We start from the raw sequence: 24,650 nt of genomic DNA, 5'->3' as shown, positions 1-24,650 counted from the left end.
CGCCGCCGTATCTAACGCTGACGGTTTATCCCCGCTAGCGCGGGGAACACTCTAAATATACCTGATCGAATTACATAATATTTTTAAACAAGAAAAAAACCACCAACAATCCCACGCTTTTAAATAACATTAACTCATTGAAATGTAATACATAGGTGAACCATTCTGCAATGGGATGGGTGTTCCACCAGCACTGTCATCAAGCCCGGCGCCGGCGGAACAGGCTGCGCAAGGCAACCCGGTTGCGTATTGCCCCAATGCCGATACCAATCACGGTATACACCGCCCCCAGCAGCAACAGCATCACCACATCCCAACCTACATCCCGCAGCGGTAGGCCCATCTGGTTAACGCCAGCAATCGCTTTAGTCGCCCAGGTGGAAGGCAAGGCGGATGAAATGGCGCGCACCCAGCCCGGCATCGCCTGCAACGGCCACAGAGTGCCGGAAAGGTAGAATACCGGGGTGGTGATAAACGACAGCGTCAGGTAGATCATCTCCACGCTACGCAGGCATTCGGTCACCAGCTTGCCCAACCCGAGCACCGCCAGCAGGAACGGAAAGGTCAGCAGCAGGATTTCCGGGATCGCCGCCGTTTGCCGGTAGCCCAAAACCCACGGCCACAGCACAAACAGCACAATAGACAAAAACAGCCAGATCGGCAGCAGCGCCGACAACCCGCCAAGGTACACCGGAATCGCAGGCTTGCCGCCGGGCGCCCCTTTCAGGGTAATGCTCACGCGCACGCAAGCAATCAATAGCGAGTGCTGCAGCAGCATCACCAACAGCCCAGGGAAAACAATCGCCGCAAAGCTGATGCCGGGGTTAAATACATCCAGCGTTTGCCCGCGGATTGGCGTCAGCAACACCTGCACCTGCTGTTCGCTAAAGCCGTTGCGCAGCAGCAGCGTTGTGTTGTACTGGTTGAGGATCTGCTGATAGGCGGCGGTGACGTCCTGCTGGATCTGGCCATTAGCCAGGCGGTTGGTCGCATCGCCATACATGGGAATGACGACGCTGTCGCCGTGCAGGATCCGTTTCTCCAGATCCACCGGCATGATGATCACCGCAAACAGCCGGCGCCAGCCCAGATCGTCTTTCGCCTCTTCCAGGTTGTCATAGGTTTTAATGGCGATCTTGGCCGTGGCGTCCAACTGGCGGATGATCTGCCGGCTGGCGGCGCTGTGATCCTGATCCACCACCGCGACCGGCAGATCCCACACGCTGCGGTTAGCGTACACCATACTCATCAGGCACAGCGACAGGATCAGCATCAGCCACATCGGCCGCTCCAGCATGCCAATCAGCACCCGGCAAAAGGTTTGCCAATAGCTTTTCATATTATCGCCGCCTCTTTCGCCAAGCGCGCCGCCAGCCGGTTGCGCACCAAAAACGCCGCAATCAGGGGATACACCAGCAGCCAGGAACAGATGCTCAGAATGGTGCTGGCCGGCACCTGGCGCAGGAAGACGTCAAACATCGCGTTCAGCGCGTGGGTCAGCGGCTCAATGTTGGCGATGATCTGCGCCGGCAGCGGCATCGACAGTTCCGGCACTGCCATACCGGAAAAGGTCAGCGCGATGCTGACCAGAATACCGATCAGGCTGTAGGCGGTAATGGCGTTGGATGTGAAAGTAAACAGCAGCAAACCGATACTCTGCGCGGCCATCACATAGAAAAAGCCGATCAACAGCATAAACAACGGGTTGCCGGTGACGCGCGCATCAAAGATACCGACCAGCGCGGCGATCTCCACCATCAGCAGCACGGTAAAACAGAGCGTATACGGCGCCAGCTTGCCCAACAGCGCCAGGCTGAAGGGTTTGGCTTTCAGCAGCGCCTGGCTGCGTGCCAGCACATAGATCATGCAGGTCACGACAAACACCTGCAGAAGATGAATCGTGGCGGCAAATTGCTGATAGTAAATGTAGCTGCCGCTGGCATTGAACAGGCTGCCGTAGCTGAGGGTTACGTCCGACAGCGCGGGCAGCGTGTTCCCCATCTCTTGGGCAAGCAGCGAGCGATAACTGCTGTTGGTTTCAGCGATCAGCGCGCTGAAATCCTGGGTGGAATACAGACCAGCGCCGTAAAACAGGGCGTTGTAATAAAGCGCGATGGTCGGTTGCTTGCCCGCCAGCGCATCCGCGGCAAAATCGGGCGGCACATACAGCAGCGCGTAATCCTGAGCGCTGCGCAGCCGGTGTAACGCTTCGTCCAACCCGCCGTCATAGGCTTCGACGTGCGCATGTGGGCCGGCATCCAATTTGCGGATCAACGACTTGGACAACGGGCTGCGATCGTTATCCACCACCGAGACCGGCAGATCCATCAGCGTGCCCGCAGAAAAGTTACTGCCGATCAGGGCGAACAGCAGTAGCGGGAATATCCAGCATAACCAATGGATGACCGGCTTGCGTAAGCTAACCCTGCACTCGTTGTCGAACGCATGGCTAAAACAGCGCCAGCCCGCTTTCAGTCTTCTTGCCATTGCCATAGCGTGCTCATCCCTGGGCGTAATCCTTCAACCGGCTGGGCCGGGTACAGACGAACCTCAAACGTTTTCAGATCGAAATCGCCAGTGGCACGCGTTGCGCGTTTCGTGGCGTAGTCACCCAGCGGTGCGATATAGCGCACTTCCGCTTCAATGATTTTGTTTTGCAGCGCCGGCACCCGAAGCTGCACCTTATCGCCTTTGCGCACGTGCGCCAGAATGTCTTCACGCAGGTTAAACACAAAGTAGGCATCAGGCATGCGGATCAGCGTCAGCAATGGGCTGGAGGCGCTAAGCAACTCCCCTACTTCCGCCGGGATCGGCCCGACTTCGCCATCCACCGGCGCCTTCACCTGCAGATCGTCCGTTTGCGCTTTGATTTCCAGCAGATCTTCTTCCGCCGCTCGCAGTTCGGCGGCGTATTTCTGCCGCAGTTCGACACGATCGCCGTTGATCGCCTCATCCAACGTGGCCTGCTCCGCCTGTACGCGCTGATAGGCGGTGTCGCGGGTGCTGCGCACGCTGTCCATTTCCGATTTTGAAATATAACCGCGGCGGAACACGTCCTGGTTGCGTTCATACTCCTGCTGCGCATTGCGATATTCCGCCTGCGCCTGTGCCAGCGTGGCGCGCTGGTTGCGGATACTTTCTTCCCGCGTGCCGTGCAATGATTGATCCAACTGCGCTTTGGCCTCATCGCGGGTGGCCTGTGCGGCATGCAACTGCGCCATCAGCTCCGGGCTATCGAGCTGGATCAGCAACTGCCCAGCTCGCACATCATCCCCGCGCTCTACCCGGCGTTCAATCACCCGCCCTTTGGCTTTGGACGCCACGATCACTTCCGGCGCGTCAACTTCACCCTGCAATAACAAATTCTGATTATGCGCACGGAACAACACCGCCATCGCGATGGCAACGGCCACCAACAGCAGGGTAAACAAGGTTTTTTTCTTCATCTATCCAACTCCCTGGGATAAAGCGCAGGCACCTGTGCACACATCCATATTGGCGGTGCTCACCAAAGGCCGTTCGTTATAACAATATCACAAGCACGTATATCCTCTTTTATACCGTTAAACTGCATTATGCTTTTAACACTAACTTGCAGATCTCTGCACTCGCCCTTTAAGCGATCCCCTTTCTGGCCTGATGGACGATATGATGACTGAAAAAAAACCTGTACCGGTTTCGGTGCTTGATCTTTCCCCTATTCCACAGGGGGCGAAACCCCGCGATGCATTCCACGCTTCGTTAGATTTGGCGCAGCATGCCGAACAATGGGGCTACCAGCGTTACTGGCTGGCGGAACACCACAATATGACCGGCATCGGCAGCGCGGCCACCTCGGTGCTTCTGGGGTATCTGGCCGCCGGCACCAGTACGGTCCGCCTGGGTTCGGGCGGTGTGATGCTGCCCAACCATTCACCGTTGGTGATCGCTGAACAGTTCGGCACGCTGGAATCGCTCTATCCCGGCCGTATCGATCTGGGGCTGGGCCGCGCGCCCGGCACCGACCAACGCACCATGCTGGCGCTGCGCCGCCATCTTTCCGGCGATGTGGATAACTTCCCGCGTGACGTGCAGGAACTGCAGCTTTACTTCGGCGATGTCCAACCCAATCAGGCGGTACAGGCGGTGCCCGGCCAGGGGCTACATGTGCCCATCTGGCTGTTGGGCTCCAGCCTGTACAGCGCGCAATTGGCCGCCCAGTTGGGCTTGCCGTTCGCCTTCGCCTCGCACTTTGCGCCGGATATGCTATTCCAGGCGCTGCGGATTTATCGCGAAAGCTACCAGCCTTCCGAGCGCTGGCCGCAGCCCTATGCCATGGTGTGCGTAAACGTGATTGCCGCCGACAGCGAGCGCGATGCACGCTTCCTGTTCACCTCGATGCAGCAGCAGTTCATCAACCTGCGCCGGGGCGCGCCCGGCCCGCTGCCGCCACCGGTGCAAAATATCCATGCGTTGTGGAGCGCCGCGGAGCAATATGGCGTTGAGCAGGTGCTGCGTATGTCGATCGTCGGCGGTAAAGACGCCGTGCGTGAAGGGATGCAGGCGCTGCTGCGCGAAACCGCCGCCGATGAAATCATGGTCAATGGCCAGATCTTTGATCATCAGGCGCGGCTGCATTCGTTTGAGATCGTCGCCGGGGTGAAAAACGATCTGCAGCAGGAGAAGCCAGCCCCCCTCTCATGAGGGCTATTTCAGGCGCCGGGGAATACCGCCGGGATATTCCCCGCGTTTTATTCAGCAGTCGCCCGCGTGCGCCGCTGCTGGCTGGTGCGCAGATACCACAAGGTGCGGCCGAGCAGGATCAGCATCAGGCAGAATTCGGCGGTTAGCATTGCCTGCAGCGCATCCAGATAGTTCCCGTGGTGCAGGTGCAACGCCTGGACAAACACCATCCCCAGTAGGATCGGGCCAAGCCCAAAGGCCGTCTGCTGGACGGTAGCCAGCATAGCACTGCCGGAACCCGCCTGGGCGGCCGGCACATCCGATAACCCAATGCGAAAGAAACTGCTGACGATAAACGCCTGCCCAAAGCCAATCAGCACCGTTGCCGGGATCAGATTCAGCACGCCCAACTGCGGCCAAACCATCTTGACGCTCAACATCAGCGCCAATAACCCCGTCATCTGAATCAGGCAGCCGAACAGCAGCGTGCGAACCATACCGACATGTTCAACCACCGTGCTGCTCAGCAACGATGACACGAAATAGGCCGCACCCAGTGCAATAAACGCATTACCGGACTGGAATGAGCTCAGGCCGGCGCCGGCCTGCAGCGTCAGCGCCATGGCGAACATAAAACCGCTCCAGCAGGAGAAAAACAAAATGGCGACCAGCAGGCCAAAACGCACACTCGGCAGGCGCATCAGCGCCAGCGGCAACAATGGATGCAGGTTGCGTTGTTCCTGCCGGCGTTCCACCCGCCACAGCGCCAATAGCAACGGAATGGTCGTGGCCAACAGCGCTAAGCATTGCCATGGCCAGTGCCAAACCGGCCCTAGCGCCAGCGGGAACAACAGACAGGCAATCACCAGCCCCAACAGCAATGTGCCGGGTAAATCAAGGCTGACCGCCCGTTCAGTGCGGGTATCTGGCACCCAACGGCGCGTACAAAACAGCACCAACAGCCCCACCGGAATATTAATCAAAAACACACTGCGCCAGCCCGAACCGGCAACATTCAGAGCAATCAGCATGCCGCCCAGTACTTGGCCGACAATAAATGCCAGCCCACCGATGGCGCCATACATGCCCAACGCCCGAGTATGCTCACGACCACGCAAACAAACATGAATAGTCGCCAGGATCTGCGGCACGATCAGCGCCGCGCCAACACCCTGCAACGCCCGGGCCAGCAGCAACAACCCGATGCTGTTGGCCAGGCCGCAAATCAATGAAGATACGGTAAACAACCGCACGCCCCATAAAAACACCCGGCGGCGCCCGAAGTTATCGCCCATGCGCCCCCCCATCGACAGGCAAACGGCAAATGCTACGCCATACACCGCTACAACCAGTTCTAACTGTGCCGGGCTGGCCCGCAGCGATTGCGCGATGGAATCCAGACCAACATTGACGATGGAAAAATCAATCATCGGCAGTAGCTGGCCCGCCAGTAAAATAATCAGGCCGCCACGCCCTAATTGGGTACCAAAAGACAGTGTGCTCATTGTGCTCAACCATTGAGTTAATTCAACAATGGGGCTAGCATCACCCTTAAATTAAACCGGTACCAGTGCTTGATTATCATGGTATAAAAACTACCGGTCACGCTCGGCGGAGGAAACAGCGTATGTCTTTAATTGATGATTCAAACCTATCAGAACAAACACATCCGCAATCCAACATCGACAACCGCAAACTGCTGGGGGCTTTCCTGCGCGCACGGCGCGAAAGCCTGGATCCAAACCGCCTGGGGTTGCCGCGTATGCGCCAACGGCGCACTCCCGGCCTGCGCCGTGAAGAAGTAGCCCAGCTCGCCGACGTTGGCATTACCTGGTACACCTGGCTGGAACAGGGCCGGCCGATTCAGGCCTCGATCAAAACCCTGACCGCCATCGCCAATGCACTGCAGTGCAACGAAGCTGAAGCCCATCACCTGTTTATGCTGGCGGGGCAAAGCCTGCCCCCGGCGCACCAACGCCCGTTGTGCAAGCAGGTTTCCATTTGTGGGCAGCAAATGCTGGATCAACTGGATCCGATGCCGGCGATTATTAATAACGCACGCTTCGACATTCTGGGGTTTAACCGCGCTTACTGCCTGCTGGTGGGGGTTGATCTGGTGCAAATCCCCCCGGAGGATCGTAACTGCATCTACCTGGCTTTCACCAATAAAGCCTGGCGCGCCAGCCTGCTGGACTGGGATGAGGTAATGCCGAATATGGTGGCAATGTTCCGCGCGCAGATGGCCGAACATCTTGGCGATCCGCTGTGGGAAAAACAGCTGGAGCGCTACATGGCCACATCGGCGGATTTCCGCTCTACCTGGGAACGCTACGAAGTGCGCGCGATCAATAATAATATCAAGCGGTTTAAAAACGCCCAGGTTGGCGTGATGAGCCTACACCAGAATAACTGGTGGTCGGCAGCAAGAAATGGCGATCGGATGATGGTGTATATGCCGGCGGATGAACAGAGCGAACGCCGCCTGCGGCAGCTAACCAGCGGAACGCTCGCAGCTGAAAGCGAATAAAAAAGGGCCCGTGATTAATCATGGGCCCTTTTTAGTTTCCCCACCGCCATACGGCGGCGGAAAGCGCGTTAGCGCCTGATGTTATGCGTCACCGAAGCGACGGCGCGGTGCGGCTGGCTCGGCATCATCACGGCGTGCGGCAGGTTTGCCGTCACGGTTGAAGTTACCGCCACGGCGTTCGCCGTTACCGCCTTCACGGCGCTCACCGAAAGAACGGCGCGGGCCGCCTTCACGGCGTTCGCCATTGAATGGGCGGCCGCCACGGCGTTCACCGTTGCCACGATCGCGACGCTCATGCGATTGAGCATCGCCCAGCAGTTGCATGTTCATCGGCTTGTTCAGAATGCGCGTGCGGGTGAAGTGATTCAGGATCTCGCCCGGCATGCCTTTTGGCAGCTCGATAGTGGAGTGGGAAGCGAACAGCTTGATGTTGCCGATATAACGGCTGCTGATGTCGCCTTCATTAGCAATAGCGCCAACGATATGACGAACTTCCACACCATCATCACGGCCAACTTCAATGCGGTACAGTTGCATTTCGCCCACGTCACGGCGTTCACGGCGCGGACGATCGCTGCTGTCACGGCGGCGATCATCACGGTCGTTGAACTCACGGCGTTGGCGCGGCTTGAAGACCGGATCCGGCGGCAGGATCAGCGGACGTTCGCCCTGCGCCATTTTCAGCAGCGCGGCGGCCAACGTTTCCATATCCAGCTCTTCTTCCGGCTGCAGTTTAGCCAGCAGTGCACGGTACTGGTCCAGATCGCTGCTTTCCAGCTGTTGCTGCACTTTGGCGGCAAACTTGGCCAGGCGGCGTTGGCCCAGCAGTTCTGCATTCGGCAGTTCCACTTCCGGGATGGTCAGCTTCATGGTGCGTTCAATGTTGCGCAGCAGGCGGCGTTCGCGGTTTTCCACGAACAACAGCGCGCGGCCGGCACGACCAGCACGGCCGGTACGGCCGATACGGTGAACGTAGGATTCAGAATCCATCGGGATATCGTAGTTCACTACCAGGCTGATACGTTCAACGTCCAGGCCGCGGGCGGCCACGTCGGTGGCTATCAGAATATCCAGGCGGCCATCCTTCAGGCGCTCCAGGGTTTGCTCGCGCAGCGCCTGGTTCATGTCGCCGTTCAGCGCAGCACTGCTGTAACCGCTGCGCTCCAGCGCTTCGGCCACTTCCAGCGTGGCGTTTTTGGTGCGCACGAAGATGATGGCGGCATCAAAGTCTTCCGCTTCCAGGAAACGTACCAGCGCTTCGTTTTTGCGCATGCCGTGCACAGTCCAGTAGCTCTGGCTGATGTCCGGGCGCGTAGTGATGCTGGATTGAATACGCACTTCCTGCGGCTCTTTCATAAAGCGGCGGGTGATGCGGCGGATCGCTTCCGGCATGGTGGCTGAGAACAGTGCAGTCTGATGATCCGCAGGGATCTCAGCCATGATGGTTTCAACGTCTTCAATAAAGCCCATGCGCAGCATTTCGTCGGCTTCGTCCAGCACCAGGCCTTTCAGGCTGGAGAGGTTCAGCGTGCCGCGTTTGAGGTGATCTAGCAGACGGCCTGGCGTGCCCACAACAATCTGTGGGCCCTGGCGCAGGGCGCGCAGCTGTACGTCATAACGCTGGCCGCCGTACAGGGCCACAACGTTAACGCCATGCATGTGCTTGGAGAAATCGGTCATTGCTTCAGCAACCTGAACCGCCAGTTCGCGGGTCGGCGCCAGCACCAGGATTTGTGGTGCTTTCAGGGCTGCATCCAGGTTGTGCAGCAGGGGCAGCGAAAACGCTGCGGTTTTACCGCTACCGGTCTGTGCCATACCCAGCACATCGCGGCCATTCAACAGGTGAGGAATACACTCAGCCTGGATCGGTGATGGTTTTTCGTAGCCCAAATCGGTCAGGGCAGAAATGATCGGAGCTGACAGCCCCAGGTCAACAAAAGAGGTTTCAAACTCAGTAGTCATGTACACGTGCCTCATTAATAATGGCTGCCAGTCTACATAACTCGTCGCGAAAATTTTCAGTCATTTTCATTGAAAAGTGTGAACCGGCTCAAATTAGATTATAAAACGAACAAAAGGCCCTCGCCCGTTAAGGCGATAACTTTGGCGGTTAAACCAATGTCGTTCAGGCTGATAAGTGTTCGTCAGCTATTGCTGGTCCGATTCCGATAGGTCGTCTTGCTCTTGGCCCAACAGCGCCAATTCCAACAATGCATAGCGGTGCTCAACAAAGTTATGAACGTTGTTAGCCACCGTCAGTTTGAACAACGCCGAAGCGATGTCCTTGTCCCCCAGACTCAGGTAGTGTTTACCCAAATAGAAGTCAGTTTCACTGAGATGCTCAGCGAGCGAAGTGTTATCCGTTGCATCTGCCTTGAGGCGTTCCATCAGCGTTTTTTCGCTGATTTTGCCCAGGTAGAATTCGACAATATTCCATCCCCATTGCCCTCGGTTCGCTTTTTCATAACGCTGTTCGAGCGCTACGTCGGCCTTCTTGGGATCGATTTCTCGCTCCACAAGGTACAGCCACAACGAACGGAAGGGATCGTTTGGGTCGTCTTGATAAAACGCCTGCAGATCATCCTGCGCTAACGGAAAGCGACCGCCGTAATACAGTGCGATGCCCCGGTTTAAACGCGCGTAATTGTAAGTTGGATCAAGCTCTAGTACCGAATCAAACGCTTCATAGGCAGCATCAAAATTGCCTGCCTGCGTTAAGTATATGCCCAAGTAGTTGAAAACTTCCGGCATATCAGGACGTATTGCCAGCGCTTGCGAAAAATCGTTACGCGCCAGCGCACGTAACCCAAGGCTATCATACAGCACTCCGCGCTCATATAAAAGCTGCGCGCGCTCATCGTCCGTCAGTGCCCGGCTGGCAAGTATTTGTTCCATGCGCGCCAGGATCACTTCCTGCTGCAGCGTGGGCTGCAACGGAATAGCCAGAACCTCGTCTTTACGCCAATCATAGTTGCTGCATCCTGCCAGCATGATTGCTGTCGCAACATAACACCAGCGCAAGAAAGACTTCATTTCCCACTCCCGAAGACAAACATTGGATGAACATCCTGTTCTCCGCCTGCTTAAAACGCGAGCATCCTGCCCACGGGGTACGAACAGCTCCCAACCGATGGAAGGGAGCTGCCAAAACTGTGTAATTACAGTTTATTCTACTTCAGGCGCAGGCGCAGCAGCGGTTTCTGGCGCTGTTGCTTCCTTGATGCTCAGGCGCACACGGCCCTGACGGTCAACTTCCAGCACCTTAACCGGTACTTCCTGGCCCATCTGCAGATAGTCGGTGACTTTTTCAACACGCTTGTCTGCGATCTGAGAAATATGCACCAGGCCTTCCTTACCGCCGCCGATGGCCACAAAGGCACCGAAATCAACGATACGGGTGACTTTACCCTGGTAAATACGGCCAACTTCGATCTCTGCGGTGATCTCTTCGATGCGGCGAATTGCGTGTTTCGCCTTATCGCCGTCGGTCGCCGCGATCTTCACTGTACCGTCATCTTCGATTTCGATGGTGGTGCCGGTTTCTTCGGTCAGCGCACGGATCACAGAACCGCCTTTACCGATCACATCCTTGATTTTGTCCGGATTGATCTTGATGGTATGAATACGCGGTGCGAACTCAGAGATATCGCCGCGTGGCGTGCTGATAGCCTGTTCCATCACGCCCAGGATATGCAGACGCGCACCCTTGGCCTGGTTCAGTGCTACCTGCATGATTTCGCGGGTAATACCTTCAATTTTAATGTCCATCTGCAGCGCGGTGATACCTTCACGGCTACCGGCTACTTTGAAGTCCATGTCGCCCAGGTGATCTTCGTCACCGAGGATGTCGGACAGAACCACAAAGTTTTCGTCGTCCTTCACCAGGCCCATTGCGATACCAGCAACGGCGGCTTTGATCGGAACGCCAGCATCCATCAGCGCCAGAGACGCGCCGCAGACAGAGGCCATGGATGAAGAACCGTTGGATTCGGTGATTTCAGAAACCACACGCACCGTATACGGGAAATCATCGCCTTTAGGCATCACAGCCATAACACCGCGCTTCGCCAGACGGCCATGGCCGATCTCACGACGCTTCGGTGAACCCACCATACCGGTTTCGCCAACAGAATACGGAGGGAAATTGTAGTGTAGCAGGAAATTATCAGTGCGCTCGCCCAACAGCTCATCCAGCGTTTGCGCATCGCGGGCAGTGCCCAGCGTGGCGGTAACCAGCGCCTGCGTTTCACCACGGGTGAACAGTGCGGAGCCGTGGGTGCGTGGCAGCACGCCGGTACGCACGTCCAGGCCGCGGATCATGTCTTTTTCACGACCGTCGATACGTGGCTCACCGCGCAGCACGCGGCTACGCACCACGTTTTTCTCTACCTGGCCGAGAATATCGTTGATTTCCGCTTCATCGAGTGTTTCATCCTGCGCCAGCAGCGCGGCAACCACATCTTCTTTGATTGCATCGATCTGCGCATAGCGCTCTTGTTTCTCGGTGATATGGTAAGCGTCGCCCAGGCGAGCGGTTGCCAGCTCGGCCACGCGAGCATGCAACGCTTCATCAACCGGCGCCGGCTGCCAATCCCATTTTGGTTTGCCAACTTCGCTCACCAACGCGTTGATGTTGTCGATCACCACCTGCTGTTGCTCATGGCCAAATACCACGGCGCCCAGCATCTGATCTTCGCTCAGGATGTCCGCTTCGGATTCAACCATCAGCACCGCACCAGCGGTACCGGCAACAACCAGATCCAGACGGCTTTCTTTCAGCTCGTCAACGGTTGGGTTCAGCACGTACTGGTCATTGATGTAACCTACGCGTGCCGCACCGATTGGGCCGTTGAACGGGATACCGGACAGCGAAAGCGCAGCAGAAGCCCCGATCATCGCAACGATATCCGGGTTCACCTGCGGGTTAACGGAAACTACGGTGGCGATAACCTGAACTTCATTCAGGAAGCCTTCCGGGAACAGTGGGCGGATTGGGCGGTCGATCAGGCGCGAGGTCAGGGTTTCACCTTCGCTCGGGCGGCCTTCACGGCGGAAGAAGCTGCCCGGAATACGGCCGGCAGCGTAAGTACGCTCCTGGTAGTTCACGGTCAGCGGGAAGAAGCCCTGGCCAGGCTTCGCTTTCTTCTGGCCTACAACGGTAACGAATACTGCGGTGTCATCCATGCTTACCATAACGGCGGCAGTGGCCTGACGCGCCATCATACCGGTCTCAATCGTGACGGTATGCTGGCCATACTGGAATTTGCGGATAGTCGGTGTCAGCAAAATACAATCCTTAAATTAGGCGCGCAATCGTAATGACGACTCAAACAACGCCAGTGACTTGATTTGCCTTCTCATCACATCCTCGCGACTAATGACAATCCTTACTCACGCCCGGAGTAAAGTCTCTCATTAGCCGCGCGAACCTCTGTAATAGAAGACCATTTTTTACCATTTCAGATGGTATGCCCTTCGTCTTTCAAGCTACAGGCTGATTGGCTGCGCTCGTTTACCCGCTTCATTCACCTAAGTAAACGCATCGGATTGACTCGCTTGCCACCTTCCTGAAAGTTGAAATCAATCGGGTATACATTAACCTGATTTGCTTATGCTTCCTAGAAGAAAGGGGCCTAAATAGGCCCCTTTCCACTGAAACTTGCTCGATTAGCGACGCAGGCCCAGACGCTCGATCAGGCTGGTGTAACGCGCTACATCTTTACGCTTCAGGTAGTCCAGCAGCTTACGACGCTGAGAAACCATACGCAGCAGACCACGACGGCTGTGGTGATCTTTTTTGTGTTCTGCAAAGTGACCTTGCAGGTGGTTGATCTGTGCAGTCAACAGGGCAACCTGAACTTCGGTAGAACCGCTGTCATTAGCATCACGACCGAAGTCCGCTACGATTTTAGCTTTAGCTTCAACACTTAGAGACATTGTAACACTCCAAATTATAGATAAAAAATACGGGCGCCGATCTCTAATTCAGCAACCCATGCATAGGCTGCGCCATTCTACCCTTATCCCCGCGATCCTTCAAGCTGTAGGCGCGTTACTAAAAGGGGGAAAAATGACCAAGCCACGTTCAGTCGGCGTACTCGACAACCAGGCGTTTGGGCGCCACACGGCCGTCATCGGCAATCTCACCAACGCCGATAAATTTGCGTTCATCGCCTTCGGTGATGCGCACCATGCCCGCAGCAGGCGCGGCCGCGGAACGAACCGGTTGCCCCTGTTTGACATACCCCGCCACCGCCGGCAGGAGGTTCACCTCAGGAAAATCTTCCACCGGGCTATCCATCGGCATCAGCAGCGGATCCAGCAGCTCGCCCGGCGCCATATCCTGCTCCTGCGCCTGTTGCTGCAGCGCAGCCAGCTGTTCCAGCGTCACCATACGCGCAATCGGGTACTTCGCGACCTGCAGGCGGCGCAGATAAATCACATGCGCGCCACAGCCGAGCACTTCGCCAAGATCGTCAACAATGGTGCGAATATAGGTGCCCTTGGAACAGTGAACTTCCAATTCCAGTTCGTCGCCTTCCCAACGGATGAACAGCAGTTCATACACCGTGATGGCGCGCGCTTCACGCGGCACTTCAATGCCCTGACGCGCATACTCGTACAGTTTTTTGCCCTGATACTTCAGCGCCGAATACATCGACGGCACCTGTTGGAGCGGGCCGCGGAACTGCGCCAATGCGGCATCCAGTTGCTCACGGCTAAAGGCTACCGGGCGTTCCTGCACTATCTGACCATCGGCATCAGACGTGTCCGTGCGCTGGCCCAGCTTGGCGATAACGCGGTAACGCTTATCGGAGTCGAGCAAAAACTGGGAAAACTTGGTCGCTTCGCCCAGGCAGATAGGCAGCATGCCGGTCGCCAAGGGATCGAGCGCGCCGGTATGGCCGGCCCGATTGGCGTTATACAGGCGCTTGACCTTCTGTAAGGCATCGTTGGATGACAAGCCTTGCGGCTTATCCAACAACAGGACGCCGTGAATATCACGGCCGCGGCGACGAGGGCGGCTCATTAAGCCTCCTCGTCATCGCCTGATGCCGAACGGCGTTCGGCATCGTGTTTCACCACGTTGGTCACCAGGTTGGACATTCGCATGCCTTCAACCAGTGAGTTGTCGTAGGCGAAGGTCAGTTCCGGCACCACGCGCAGGCGCATCGCTTTGCCCAATAGGGTACGAATGTAGCCAGAAGCGTCCTGCAATGCCTTGATCCCCTTGGTAACCAGCTCAGGATCGTGGTTATCGGTCAACACATTTAGGAAGGTGACGTAAACTTTGGCATAGGCCAAATCGCGGGAAACCTCCACGCCGGATACGGTCGCCATACCGACGCGCGGATCTTTAACTTCACGCTGCAAAATGATCGCAATCTCTTTTTGCATCTCTTGCGCCACACGTTGGCCGCGGCTGAATTCTTTTGCCATGTGGAAATCCTCCAGACAAATCGGGGGGCACAAGGCCCCCCAAAGCAAATGTAAGCGTTATTCGAAGCTTAAGCGATGGTACGCTGGATCTCGATGACTTCAAATACTTCAATCATGTCGCCAGTGCGAACATCATTGTAGTTTTTCACACCGATACCACATTCCATGCCGTTGCGGACTTCGTTCACGTCATCCTTGAAGCGGCGCAGGGATTCCAGCTCGCCTTCATAGATAACCACGTTTTCACGCAGCACGCGAATTGGGTTGTGGCGTTTGACCACGCCTTCGGTAACCATACAACCAGCGATGGCACCAAACTTCGGTGATTTAAAGACGTCGCGCACTTCGGCCAAGCCGATAATCTGCTGCTTGTACTCAGGCGCCAACATACCGCTCATCGCCTGTTTCACTTCGTCGATCAGATCGTAGATCACGGAGTAGTAACGCAGATCCAGGCTTTCGGACTCAACCACGCGGCGGGCGGAAGCATCGGCACGCACGTTAAAGCCAACCAGAATCGCATTGGATGCCGCAGCCAGGGTCGCGTCGGTTTCGGTGATACCACCAACGCCGGAGCCCACAATCTTCACCTTCACTTCATCGGTGGAGAGTTTCAGCAGCGAATCGCATATCGCTTCGACCGAGCCCTGTACGTCGGCTTTCAGCACGATATTGACTTCGGACACTTCGCCTTCGGTCATGTTGGCGAACATGTTTTCCAGCTTGGATTTCTGCTGACGAGCCAGTTTAACTTCACGGAATTTGCCCTGACGATACAGCGCCACTTCACGCGCTTTTTTCTCGTCACGTACTACGGTCGCTTCATCACCAGCAGCCGGCACGCCGGACAGGCCCAGAATCTCAACCGGAATAGACGGGCCGGCTTCCTGAACTTCACGGCCGGTTTCATCACGCATCGCACGCACACGGCCATATTCAAAACCGCACAGCACGATGTCGCCCTTGTTCAGGGTGCCTTCGCGCACCAGAACGGTAGCAACCGGGCCACGGCCTTTATCTAGGAAGGACTCGATCACCACGCCGCTGGCCATACCTTTACGCACGGCTTTCAGCTCCAGTACTTCAGCTTGCAGCAGGATAGCGTCCAGCAGCTCGTCGATGCCGGTACCGGCCTTGGCTGAAACGTGAACAAACTGCGCTTCACCGCCCCACTCTTCCGGGATGATGCCATACTGCGCCAGTTCGTTTTTCACGCGATCCGGATCGGCTTCCGGCTTATCAATCTTGTTCACCGCAACCACTACCGGCACTTTCGCCGCTTTGGCGTGCTGGATAGCTTCAATGGTCTGCGGCATCACGCCGTCATCGGCGGCAACAACCAGCACCACGATGTCGGTCGCTTGCGCACCACGTGCACGCATGGCGGTAAACGCGGCGTGGCCCGGGGTATCCAGGAAGGTGATCATACCGTTGTCGGTTTCAACGTGGTACGCACCGATATGCTGGGTAATGCCGCCGGCTTCGCCAGACGCCACCTTGGTGGAGCGAATGTAGTCCAGAAGTGACGTTTTACCATGGTCAACGTGGCCCATGATGGTCACCACTGGCGCGCGCGATTCGGCCGCCGCACCGGTGTCACGGTCGCTCATGACCGCTTCTTCCAGCTCGTTTTCACGGCGCAGGATCACTTTGTGACCCATTTCTTCAGCCACCAGTTGTGCAGTTTCCTGATCGATAACCTGGTTGATGGTTGCCATCGCACCCAGTTTCATCATGGTTTTGATAACCTGGGAACCTTTAACCGCCATTTTGTTGGCCAGTTCAGCCACGGTGACGGTTTCGCCGATCACCACGTCACGGTTAACCACCTGCGCCGGTTTGTTGAAACCCTGCTGCAGCGTGCTTGGCTTACGACGGCCTTTGCCGCCGCGGGTGACCGCGCGCGCTTCTTCACGATCGGCCTTGGATTCAGACAGTTTGTTGCCTTTCTTCTGCTTGGCTGATTTACCGCCACGGCTGCGGCTGCGACGATCGCCTTCAACTTTGGCGTCGTTCTCGTCTTCGGCAGCGCGAGCGTGCTGTGAGGTGGTCACGTGATAATCTGCGCTTTCTACCGCTTCGCTTGCTGCGTCGGCCTGGGCCCATTTCTCACCGTTTTCTGCCGCCATACGGCGTGCTTCTTCAGCCACGCGTTTGGCTTCCTCTTCGACCTTACGGCGCACTTCTTCTTCCGCTTTACGTTTCAGTTCTGCGGCTTCGGCTTCGCGGCGTGCTTTTTCTGCCTGAGCTGGCTTGGTCATTTCGTCGGTATGTTGATTGGTCACTTTTTCTTTTTCCGCTGCATCACGCTTCGCGATCTCTGCGGCCTCACGTTTGGCTTGCTCTTCGGCTGCGCGCTTCGCTTCTGCTTCGCGTTTCGCTTTCTCTTCCGCTTCGCGCCGTGCCTGCTCTTCCGCTTCACGCCGTGCCTGCTCAGCCGCTTCAGCCTGTTGGGCTTCTTGTGCATCGCGATTTACGTAAGTGCGTTTCTTGCGGACCTCAATTTGCACCGATTTACTTTTACCGCCGGTGCTCGGAATGTTCAAGGTGCTGCGCGTTTTGCGCTGCAACGTCAGCTTACCCGGCGCACTACCGTGTTCACGGTTTAGGTGCGCCAATAAAGTTTCTTTCTCTTGCTGGGTCACAGAGTCTGCCTCAGACTTGTTGATCCCTGCATCAGCAAACTGCTGTACCAGGCGATCAACCGAGGTCTGGATCTCTGCTGCCAGCGATTTTACGGTTACATCTGTCGTCATGCTGTTCCTTCCTGCTACAGTTTATTACGCGTTGTCGCCAAACCAACAGATATTACGTGCAGCCATAATCAGCTCACCGGCTTGCTCATCACTAAGCCCTTCAATATCAGCCAGATCGTCAACACCCTGCTCGGCAAGATCTTCCAGCGTACAAACCCCACGTGCGGCCAGCTTGAAAGCCATGCTACGCTCCAACCCTGCCAGGTTGAGCAAATCATCAGCAGGCTTTTGATCGCCCAGACTTTCTTCCTGGGCCAGGGCCAATGTGGTCAATGCAGCTTTGGCGCGATCGCGCAACGCTTCAACCGTATCTTCATCAAGACCGTCGATTTCCAGCAGCTCGTTGATTGGCACATAGGCCAACTCTTCCAACGTGGAGAAGCCTTCCTCAATCAGCACAGTGGCGAAATCTTCGTCGATATCAAGATACTTGGTGAAGGTATCAATGGCGGCATGAGCCTCGGCCTGATGTTTGGCCTGCAGATCTTCCGCCGTCATCACGTTCAGTTCCCAACCGCTAAGCTGAGAGGCCAAACGCACGTTTTGGCCATTACGGCCAATCGCCTGTGCCAGGTTGCTGGCTTCAACGGCAATATCCATGGTGTGCTTATCTTCATCAACGACGATCGAGGCCACGTCGGCCGGCGCCATGGCGTTGATGACGAACTGCGCAGGATTGTCATCCCACAGCACAATATCAATGCGCTCGCCGCCCAGTTCGCTGGATACGGCCTGTACGCGCGCACCGCGCATACCAACGCAGGCGCCGACCGGATCGATACGCTTATCATTGGTTTTCACGGCAATTTTTGCACGGGAACCCGGATCGCGGGCTGCCGCTTTAATTTCGATCACTTCTTCGCCGATTTCCGGCACTTCGATGCGGAACAGTTCAATCAGCATTTCCGGGCGGGAACGGCTGACGAACAGTTGAGCGCCGCGTGCTTCAGGGCGCACGGCATACAGCACGCCGCGAATACGGTCGCCCGGGCGGAAGTTTTCACGCGGCAGCATGTCTTCACGGCCGATGACGGCTTCGGCATTGCTGCCCAGATCCAGCGAAATGCTGTCGCGGTTAACTTTCTTGACCACACCGGTAACGATTTCACCTTCGTGCTCGCGAAAGGCGTCAACCACCATCGCGCGCTCGGCTTCACGCACTTTCTGTACGATAACCTGCTTAGCAGTCTGGGTGGTGATGCGGTCGAAGGTCACAGATTCAATCTGATCTTCAATATAGCCGCCCAGATCAATGGACGGTTCTTCAAACTGAGCCGCTTCCAAGGTGATTTCACGCGTTGGCTGGGTCACTTCATCAACCACGAGCCAGCGGCGGAACGTGTCAAAATCGCCGGTTTTACGGTCGATGCTGACGCGAACATCAATTTCCTGCTCGTATTTTTTCTTGGTTGCAGTCGCTAATGCGGTTTCCAACGCCTCGAAGATCTTCTCACGCGGCAGAGCTTTCTCATTGGAAACAGCTTCAACAACAGCCAGAATCTCTTTATTCATCCTAGTTGCCTCATCCAAACTCTTTAAAAGTGGGGTACCAGGTTCGCTTTCTGAATATTGCTCAGCGCGAACACTTCATCTTTCCCATCCACAGTAACCGTGATCATTTCGCCTTCGACAGACTTGATAATGCCCTGCCATTTGCGGCGGTTCTGTACCGCCATGCGCAAGACCATGCTGACTTCGTCACCGAGGAAGCGAGTATAGTGCTCTGCGGTGAACATTGGACGATCAAGGCCAGGAGAGGAGACTTCCAAGTTGTAAGCGACAGTGATGGGATCTTCAACATCCAACACGGCGCTGACCTGGTGGCTGACATCAGCACAATCATCAACAGTGATACCGTCTTCACTATCAATATAGATGCGGAGCGTCGATTGGCGCGCACGAATAAATTCGATGCCTACAAGCTCAAAGCCCAACGCCTCTACCGGTGCCGAAAGCATCTCTGTTAATTTTTGCTCTAATGTGGACAAGCCCACCCCCAAGACATAAAAAAAGGGCCTAATAGCCCAGTGATTCTGTTGCCAAATAACAAAAAACCCCGAAAATTCGGGGCTTTATGCAACTGGACCCTGTTTGCCGCACAGCGGCTTCGGTACAACTTCCGATACAAGTATCATTTTCAAATGTTGTTCGAGAAAAGCGGATTTCAATCGAAAAGTGTATTTGAAAATAAACACTTGAAGGAAAGTGGTTGCGGGGGCCGGATTTGAACCGACGACCTTCGGGTTATGAGCCCGACGAGCTACCAGGCTGCTCCACCCCGCGTCCGAAAACGTGGCAAATACTACGCTGATAATCGCAAAATTGCAAGTTATCTTAGGATTGGTACCGAGGATGGGACTCGAACCCACAAGCCCGTTAGGGCACTACCACCTCAAGGTAGCGTGTCTACCAATTCCACCACCTCGGTACTGTTTACTTCTACTGCAGCGGCCGCCGAATGTTGACTAACGACCGCTTTCAAACACTGTATAACCGGCTTACTGCGGGATATCGCTGCTTGGCTTGGCTGGTGCGGCCGGTGCAGGCGCCTGCTCAGTTTTTACTGGCTGGCCCAGATTTTCCCACTCACTGCCTTTTTTGCTTTGGTTGCTGCTCAGGTTGCCCAAAATCAGGCTAATGACGAAAAACAACGTCGCCAGTACCGCCGTCATACGGGTCATGAAGTTACCGGAACCACTCGAACCAAACAGCGTGCCGGAAGCACCTGCGCCGAATGAGGCTCCCATATCAGCACCTTTACCTTGCTGCAGCATAATCAGAGCCACAAGCCCGATTGAGATCAGCAGGAAAATTACCAAAAGAGCTTCGTACATAGTTGTACCTGTATCCTTGCGGGTTCACCGCGAACCAAAGGCTTCTCACCAAAAAAGCAGGCGTTTTTATCAACTACCCACTGAAGCGGGTGTGAATACTAACCAAAGCCGTCAAAGCGCGCAAGGGCAATTTGCTGCCACCAGCGCGTTTGCGGAAAAAAACGCCAAAAAGCTTTTCACCGGCGGCATGACCCGACGCCGCCGGGTAACCACCTGTTTTAACCTGCGGATTTCACCGCATCGGCAATACGGTTTGCCAGCGCGGTAACCTGCTGCTCGTCTTCCCCTTCCACCATCACGCGGATCAGGGGTTCGGTGCCGGATTTACGCAGCAGCACGCGGCCACGGCCGGCCAATTCCGCTTCGACCGCTTCGGCTTCTTTCAGCACCGCGGCAGATTCCAGTGGGTTGTGCTCGCCGGCAAAGCGCACGTTGACCAGCACCTGTGGCAGCAGTTTCATCCCGCTGCACAGATCGTGCAGCGACATATGGTTGCGCACCATCGCCGTCAGCACCTGCAGGCCGGCGACAATACCGTCACCGGTGGTGGTTTTATCCAGCAAAATCACGTGGCCGGAGTTTTCGGCACCGATGCGCCACCCCAATTCCTGCATTTTTTCCAACACGTAGCGGTCACCCACTTTCGCGCGGGCAAAAGGAATGCCCAGCTGTTTCAGCGCCAGTTCCAGGCCCATGTTGCTCATTAACGTGCCCACGGCGCCGCCGCGCAATTGGCCCTGGCGCAGCCCTTCACGGGCGATGATATACAGAATCTGGTCGCCATCGACCTTGTTGCCCAGGTGGTCAACCATCATGACGCGATCGCCGTCGCCGTCAAATGCCAGCCCGACGTGAGCTTTTTCCGCCAGCACGCGCTCCTGCAGTTGGCGCACGTCGGTCGCGCCGCATTTTTCGTTGATGTTCATGCCGTCCGGCTCAACGCCGATGGCGATCACTTTCGCCCCCAGCTCGCGCAGCACGCTCGGCGCGATGTGGTAGGTGGCGCCGTTCGCGCAGTCAACCACCACTTTCAGCCCTTTTAGGCTCAGTTCGCTCGGGAAGGTGCCCTTACAAAATTCAATGTAGCGGCCGGCGGCGTCGATGATGCGGCTGGCCTTACCCAACTCGGCGGATTCAACGCAGGTCAATGGTTTTTCCATCTCGGCTTCAATCGCCTCTTCAACCTCATCAGGCAGCTTGGCGCCGTCGATGGAAAAGAACTTGATGCCGTTATCGTAAAACGGGTTGTGCGAAGCCGAAATCACAATGCCGGCTTCGGCGCGGAAAGTCCGCGTCAGGTATGCCACCGCAGGCGTCGGCATCGGGCCGGTGAACGAAGCGGACAGCCCCGCAGCCGCCAGGCCGGCTTCCAACGCCGACTCCAGCATATAGCCGGAAATACGGGTATCTTTACCAATGATGATCTTGCGAGAGCCATGACGCGCCAGCACTTTCCCCGCCGCCCAACCGAGCTTAAGGACGAAGTCCGGGGTTATCGGGCTGTCACCGACTTTGCCACGGATGCCGTCGGTGCCAAAATATTTACGCTCGCTCATAGTCTCTACTGTCCCTTAGCTAAAAGTGTTGCCTCGACGACACGCATCGCCTCGACGGTTTCTTTAACGTCATGCACTCTGACAATCTGCGCGCCCTGCATCGCAGCGATAACCGCACAGGCAACGCTGCCGATAAGCCGTTGTTCAGGCGGTACATTAAGCAGTTGGCCAATCATGGATTTACGTGACATGCCCACCAATAGCGGCAAACCGAAATGATGAAACTCGGATAACCGTGCCAGAAGCTGATAATTATGCGCCAGATTCTTACCGAAACCGAAGCCTGGGTCGAGCAGCAATTTCTGATTTGTTATCCCCGCCGCATTGCAGCGGGCAATATGGTGCTGGAAAAACGTATTCACATCACCGATCAAATCGTCATACTGCGGCGCCTGTTGCATCGTGCGCGGTTCGCCCTGCATGTGCATCAGGCACACCGGCAGTTCGCTTTGTGCCGCCGCGGCCAATGCGCCCGGTTCCTGTAACGATCGCACATCGTTGATCAAATGCGCGCCCGCGCTTGCGGATTCGCGGATCACCGCCGCCTTCGAGGTATCCACCGAAATAAAGACCTCAAAACGCCGCGCCAGCGCTTCAACCACCGGCACCACGCGCGCCAACTCTTCGTCGGCGCTAACATCGGCCGCTCCGGGGCGGGTTGATTCGCCGCCAACGTCAATCATCGTCGCGCCCGCGGCAATCATCGCTTGCACATGCTGCAGCGCAGCATTCAGCGAATTATGGCGGCCGCCGTCAGAGAAGGAGTCAGGTGTGACGTTGAGAATGCCCATCACTTGCGGACGGGTGAGGTCAAGAGTCATGTCGCGCACGGTCAACTGCATGATAAATCTACCTTACTGTTCCGAATTCATCGCCCATTGGGCAATAAAAAACCCCGGGCTGGCCGGGGTTTGATGTTATTGCACAGCCAACTTACTTGTCGAGCTGTTCAGACATGGTGTTACCTGGGTTTGGCGTGCGTGGCTCATCAACCGGCGTCGGCGCTTTTGGGCTGCCGCCGTTGTCAGAGCTGTTGTTTTTGCTCGCATCGTCCCAACCTGCCGGCGGGCGCACGTCTTTACGGTTCATCAGATCGTCGATCTGCGGCGCGTCGATGGTTTCATATTTCATCAGGGCATCCTTCATTGAGTGCAGGATATCCATGTTTTCCATCAACAGCGTACGCGCACGGGTGTAGTTGCGTTCAATCAGCGACTTCACTTCCTGATCGATAATGCGCGCCGTTTCATCAGACATGTGCTTCGCCTTGGCCACCGAGCGGCCCAGGAACACTTCGCCTTCCTCTTCAGCATACAACAGCGGCCCCAGCTTCTCGGAGAAGCCCCATTGGGTCACCATGTTGCGCGCGATGGAGGTGGCGACTTTAATGTCATTCGACGCACCGGTAGACACTTTTTCCGGCCCGTAGATGATCTCTTCGGCCAGGCGGCCGCCGTACAGCGTGGAAATCTGGCTCTCCAACTTCTGGCGGCTGGCGCTGATCGCATCGCCTTCCGGCAGGAAGAACGTCACACCCAGTGCACGGCCACGTGGAATAATCGTTACCTTATGCACCGGATCGTGTTCTGGAACCAGGCGGCCGATGATGGCGTGGCCTGCTTCATGATACGCGGTCGATTCTTTCTGCTCTTCGGTCATCACCATGGAGCGGCGTTCGGCCCCCATCATGATCTTGTCTTTGGCTTTCTCAAACTCCACCATCGACACGACACGCTTGTTACCGCGGGCGGCAAACAAGGCGGCTTCATTCACCAGGTTCGCCAGATCGGCGCCGGAGAAACCAGGGGTACCACGCGCAATCACCGAGGCGTCGATATCCGCTGCCAAAGGCACGCGGCGCATATGCACCTTCAGAATCTGCTCACGGCCACGCACATCCGGCAGCCCAACCACAACCTGGCGGTCAAAACGGCCAGGACGCAGCAACGCAGGGTCCAGCACGTCCGGGCGGTTGGTCGCGGCAATCACGATAATGCCTTCATTGCCTTCGAAACCGTCCATCTCAACCAGCATCTGGTTCAGCGTTTGTTCACGTTCATCGTGGCCACCGCCCAAGCCGGCGCCACGCTGGCGACCGACGGCATCGATTTCATCGATGAAGATGATGCACGGCGCGGCCTTTTTGGCCTGCTCGAACATGTCGCGTACGCGGGAAGCACCCACACCGACGAACATTTCAACGAAGTCGGAACCGGAAATGGTGAAGAACGGCACTTTAGCCTCACCGGCGATGGCTTTCGCCAGCAGGGTTTTACCGGTACCCGGCGGCCCCACCATCAGCACACCTTTCGGGATCTTGCCGCCCAACTTCTGGAAACGGCTCGGCTCGCGCAGGTATTCCACCAGTTCGCTGACTTCTTCTTTGGCTTCGTCACAGCCCGCAACGTCGGCAAACGTAGTTTTGATCTGGTCTTCCGTCAGCATGCGGGCCTTGCTCTTGCCGAAGGACATCGCGCCCTTGCCGCCGCCGCCCTGCATTTGCCGCATAAAGAAAATCCAGACACCGATCAGCAATAGCATCGGGAACCAGGAAATAAAGATAGAAGCCAGCAAACTCGGCTCTTCAGGCGGTTCACCGACAACTTTCACATTCTTGGTCAGTAACGTATCCAACAGTTTTGGATCGTTAACAGGGATAAAAGTCGTGTATCGGTTACTATCTTTCTTGGTAACGTTGATCTCACGTCCGTTAATTCGTGCTTCACGAATCTGATCTTGGGTCAGTTCGGACATGAAGGTAGAGTAATCTACCCTACGGCCATTCGACTCGCTGGGCCCAAAGCTCTGGAATACGGACATCAATACGACCGCGATGACCAACCAGAGAATTAGGTTTTTCGCCATGTCACTCAAG

The 24,650-nt window shown here is 56.3% G+C and carries 20 protein-coding genes and 2 tRNA genes; 2 read left to right on the top strand and 20 right to left on the bottom strand.

What is annotated here, in order from left to right:
- Positions 1-199 precede the first annotated feature (199 nt).
- Genes AC559G_RS06970 through AC559G_RS06960 form a run of 3 tightly spaced genes read right to left on the bottom strand, consistent with a single transcriptional unit; the run spans position 200 to position 3,446 of the window.
- Positions 200-1,339 (bottom strand): ABC transporter permease, encoded by a 1,140-nt coding sequence (locus AC559G_RS06970; RefSeq protein ID WP_438597689.1) that lies wholly within the window; start codon positions 1,337-1,339, stop codon positions 200-202.
- Positions 1,336-2,493 (bottom strand): ABC transporter permease, encoded by a 1,158-nt coding sequence (locus AC559G_RS06965; RefSeq protein ID WP_498912006.1) that lies wholly within the window; start codon positions 2,491-2,493, stop codon positions 1,336-1,338. Before AC559G_RS06965 ends, AC559G_RS06970 begins: the two co-directional genes overlap by 4 nt.
- Positions 2,472-3,446 (bottom strand): HlyD family secretion protein, encoded by a 975-nt coding sequence (locus AC559G_RS06960; protein WP_498912005.1) that lies wholly within the window; start codon positions 3,444-3,446, stop codon positions 2,472-2,474. Before AC559G_RS06960 ends, AC559G_RS06965 begins: the two co-directional genes overlap by 22 nt.
- A gap of 193 nt (positions 3,447-3,639) precedes the next feature.
- Here AC559G_RS06960 and AC559G_RS06955 point away from each other — a divergent pair, with 193 nt between their 5' ends.
- Complete coding sequence (locus tag AC559G_RS06955; protein WP_498912004.1) at positions 3,640-4,683, top strand: LLM class flavin-dependent oxidoreductase; 1,044 nt, start codon at positions 3,640-3,642, stop codon at positions 4,681-4,683.
- 47 nt (positions 4,684-4,730) lie between these two features.
- Here AC559G_RS06955 and AC559G_RS06950 read toward each other — a convergent pair whose 3' ends face one another.
- Positions 4,731-6,167: an MFS transporter gene (locus AC559G_RS06950; RefSeq protein ID WP_498912003.1), complete on the bottom strand. Its 1,437-nt coding sequence runs from the start codon at positions 6,165-6,167 to the stop codon at positions 4,731-4,733.
- 122 nt (positions 6,168-6,289) lie between these two features.
- Between AC559G_RS06950 and AC559G_RS06945 the strand changes: the two genes are divergently transcribed.
- A complete protein-coding gene (locus AC559G_RS06945; protein WP_498912002.1) occupies positions 6,290-7,189 on the top strand; it encodes a helix-turn-helix transcriptional regulator in 900 nt (299 codons plus the stop codon).
- 81 nt (positions 7,190-7,270) lie between these two features.
- Here AC559G_RS06945 and AC559G_RS06940 read toward each other — a convergent pair whose 3' ends face one another.
- From AC559G_RS06940 to ftsH, 16 genes are all read right to left on the bottom strand, one after another.
- Positions 7,271-9,151, bottom strand: coding sequence for an ATP-dependent RNA helicase DeaD (locus tag AC559G_RS06940; protein WP_498912001.1), 1,881 nt, complete (start codon positions 9,149-9,151; stop codon positions 7,271-7,273).
- Complete coding sequence (yrbN, locus tag AC559G_RS06935; protein ID WP_370446995.1) at positions 9,141-9,215, bottom strand: protein YrbN; 75 nt, start codon at positions 9,213-9,215, stop codon at positions 9,141-9,143. The genes AC559G_RS06940 and yrbN overlap by 11 nt, the downstream gene beginning before the upstream one ends.
- Before the next feature lie 122 nt (positions 9,216-9,337).
- The gene (nlpI, locus tag AC559G_RS06930; protein ID WP_121525321.1) at positions 9,338-10,222 is read right to left on the bottom strand and encodes a lipoprotein NlpI; all 885 of its coding nucleotides are present in this window, start codon (positions 10,220-10,222) and stop codon (positions 9,338-9,340) included.
- A 132-nt stretch (positions 10,223-10,354) separates the two neighbouring features.
- Complete coding sequence (pnp, locus tag AC559G_RS06925) at positions 10,355-12,475, bottom strand: polyribonucleotide nucleotidyltransferase (protein WP_462615080.1); 2,121 nt, start codon at positions 12,473-12,475, stop codon at positions 10,355-10,357.
- 381 nt (positions 12,476-12,856) lie between these two features.
- The gene (rpsO, locus tag AC559G_RS06920; RefSeq protein WP_095846101.1) at positions 12,857-13,126 is read right to left on the bottom strand and encodes a 30S ribosomal protein S15; all 270 of its coding nucleotides are present in this window, start codon (positions 13,124-13,126) and stop codon (positions 12,857-12,859) included.
- 148 nt (positions 13,127-13,274) lie between these two features.
- Positions 13,275-14,219: a tRNA pseudouridine synthase B gene (gene truB / locus AC559G_RS06915; protein WP_498912000.1), complete on the bottom strand. Its 945-nt coding sequence runs from the start codon at positions 14,217-14,219 to the stop codon at positions 13,275-13,277.
- The gene (gene rbfA / locus AC559G_RS06910) at positions 14,219-14,629 is read right to left on the bottom strand and encodes a 30S ribosome-binding factor RbfA (RefSeq protein ID WP_438599819.1); all 411 of its coding nucleotides are present in this window, start codon (positions 14,627-14,629) and stop codon (positions 14,219-14,221) included. Before rbfA ends, truB begins: the two co-directional genes overlap by 1 nt.
- A gap of 68 nt (positions 14,630-14,697) precedes the next feature.
- A complete protein-coding gene (gene infB, locus AC559G_RS06905; protein WP_498911999.1) occupies positions 14,698-17,385 on the bottom strand; it encodes a translation initiation factor IF-2 in 2,688 nt (895 codons plus the stop codon).
- 24 nt (positions 17,386-17,409) lie between these two features.
- Complete coding sequence (nusA, locus tag AC559G_RS06900) at positions 17,410-18,897, bottom strand: transcription termination factor NusA (RefSeq protein WP_438599821.1); 1,488 nt, start codon at positions 18,895-18,897, stop codon at positions 17,410-17,412.
- Between the two features lie 23 nt (positions 18,898-18,920).
- The gene (gene rimP / locus AC559G_RS06895; protein ID WP_145957816.1) at positions 18,921-19,373 is read right to left on the bottom strand and encodes a ribosome maturation factor RimP; all 453 of its coding nucleotides are present in this window, start codon (positions 19,371-19,373) and stop codon (positions 18,921-18,923) included.
- Positions 19,374-19,591: 218 nt separating this feature from the next.
- Positions 19,592-19,668, bottom strand: a tRNA-Met gene (locus tag AC559G_RS06890).
- Between the two features lie 58 nt (positions 19,669-19,726).
- Positions 19,727-19,813: transfer RNA gene (locus tag AC559G_RS06885), tRNA-Leu, on the bottom strand.
- A gap of 70 nt (positions 19,814-19,883) precedes the next feature.
- Positions 19,884-20,219, bottom strand: coding sequence for a preprotein translocase subunit SecG (secG, locus tag AC559G_RS06880; protein ID WP_095846106.1), 336 nt, complete (start codon positions 20,217-20,219; stop codon positions 19,884-19,886).
- Between the two features lie 218 nt (positions 20,220-20,437).
- A complete protein-coding gene (glmM, locus tag AC559G_RS06875; protein ID WP_121553656.1) occupies positions 20,438-21,775 on the bottom strand; it encodes a phosphoglucosamine mutase in 1,338 nt (445 codons plus the stop codon).
- 5 nt (positions 21,776-21,780) lie between these two features.
- Positions 21,781-22,617 (bottom strand): dihydropteroate synthase, encoded by an 837-nt coding sequence (gene folP / locus AC559G_RS06870; protein WP_498911998.1) that lies wholly within the window; start codon positions 22,615-22,617, stop codon positions 21,781-21,783.
- A 91-nt stretch (positions 22,618-22,708) separates the two neighbouring features.
- Positions 22,709-24,640: an ATP-dependent zinc metalloprotease FtsH gene (ftsH, locus tag AC559G_RS06865; protein WP_438599823.1), complete on the bottom strand. Its 1,932-nt coding sequence runs from the start codon at positions 24,638-24,640 to the stop codon at positions 22,709-22,711.
- Positions 24,641-24,650: the final 10 nt, after the last annotated feature.

This window comes from Gibbsiella greigii, assembly GCF_039540155.1.
GTDB classification, from domain to species: Bacteria; Pseudomonadota; Gammaproteobacteria; order Enterobacterales; family Enterobacteriaceae; genus Gibbsiella; species Gibbsiella quercinecans.
This window is presented reverse-complemented; position numbering and strand designations above follow the sequence as displayed.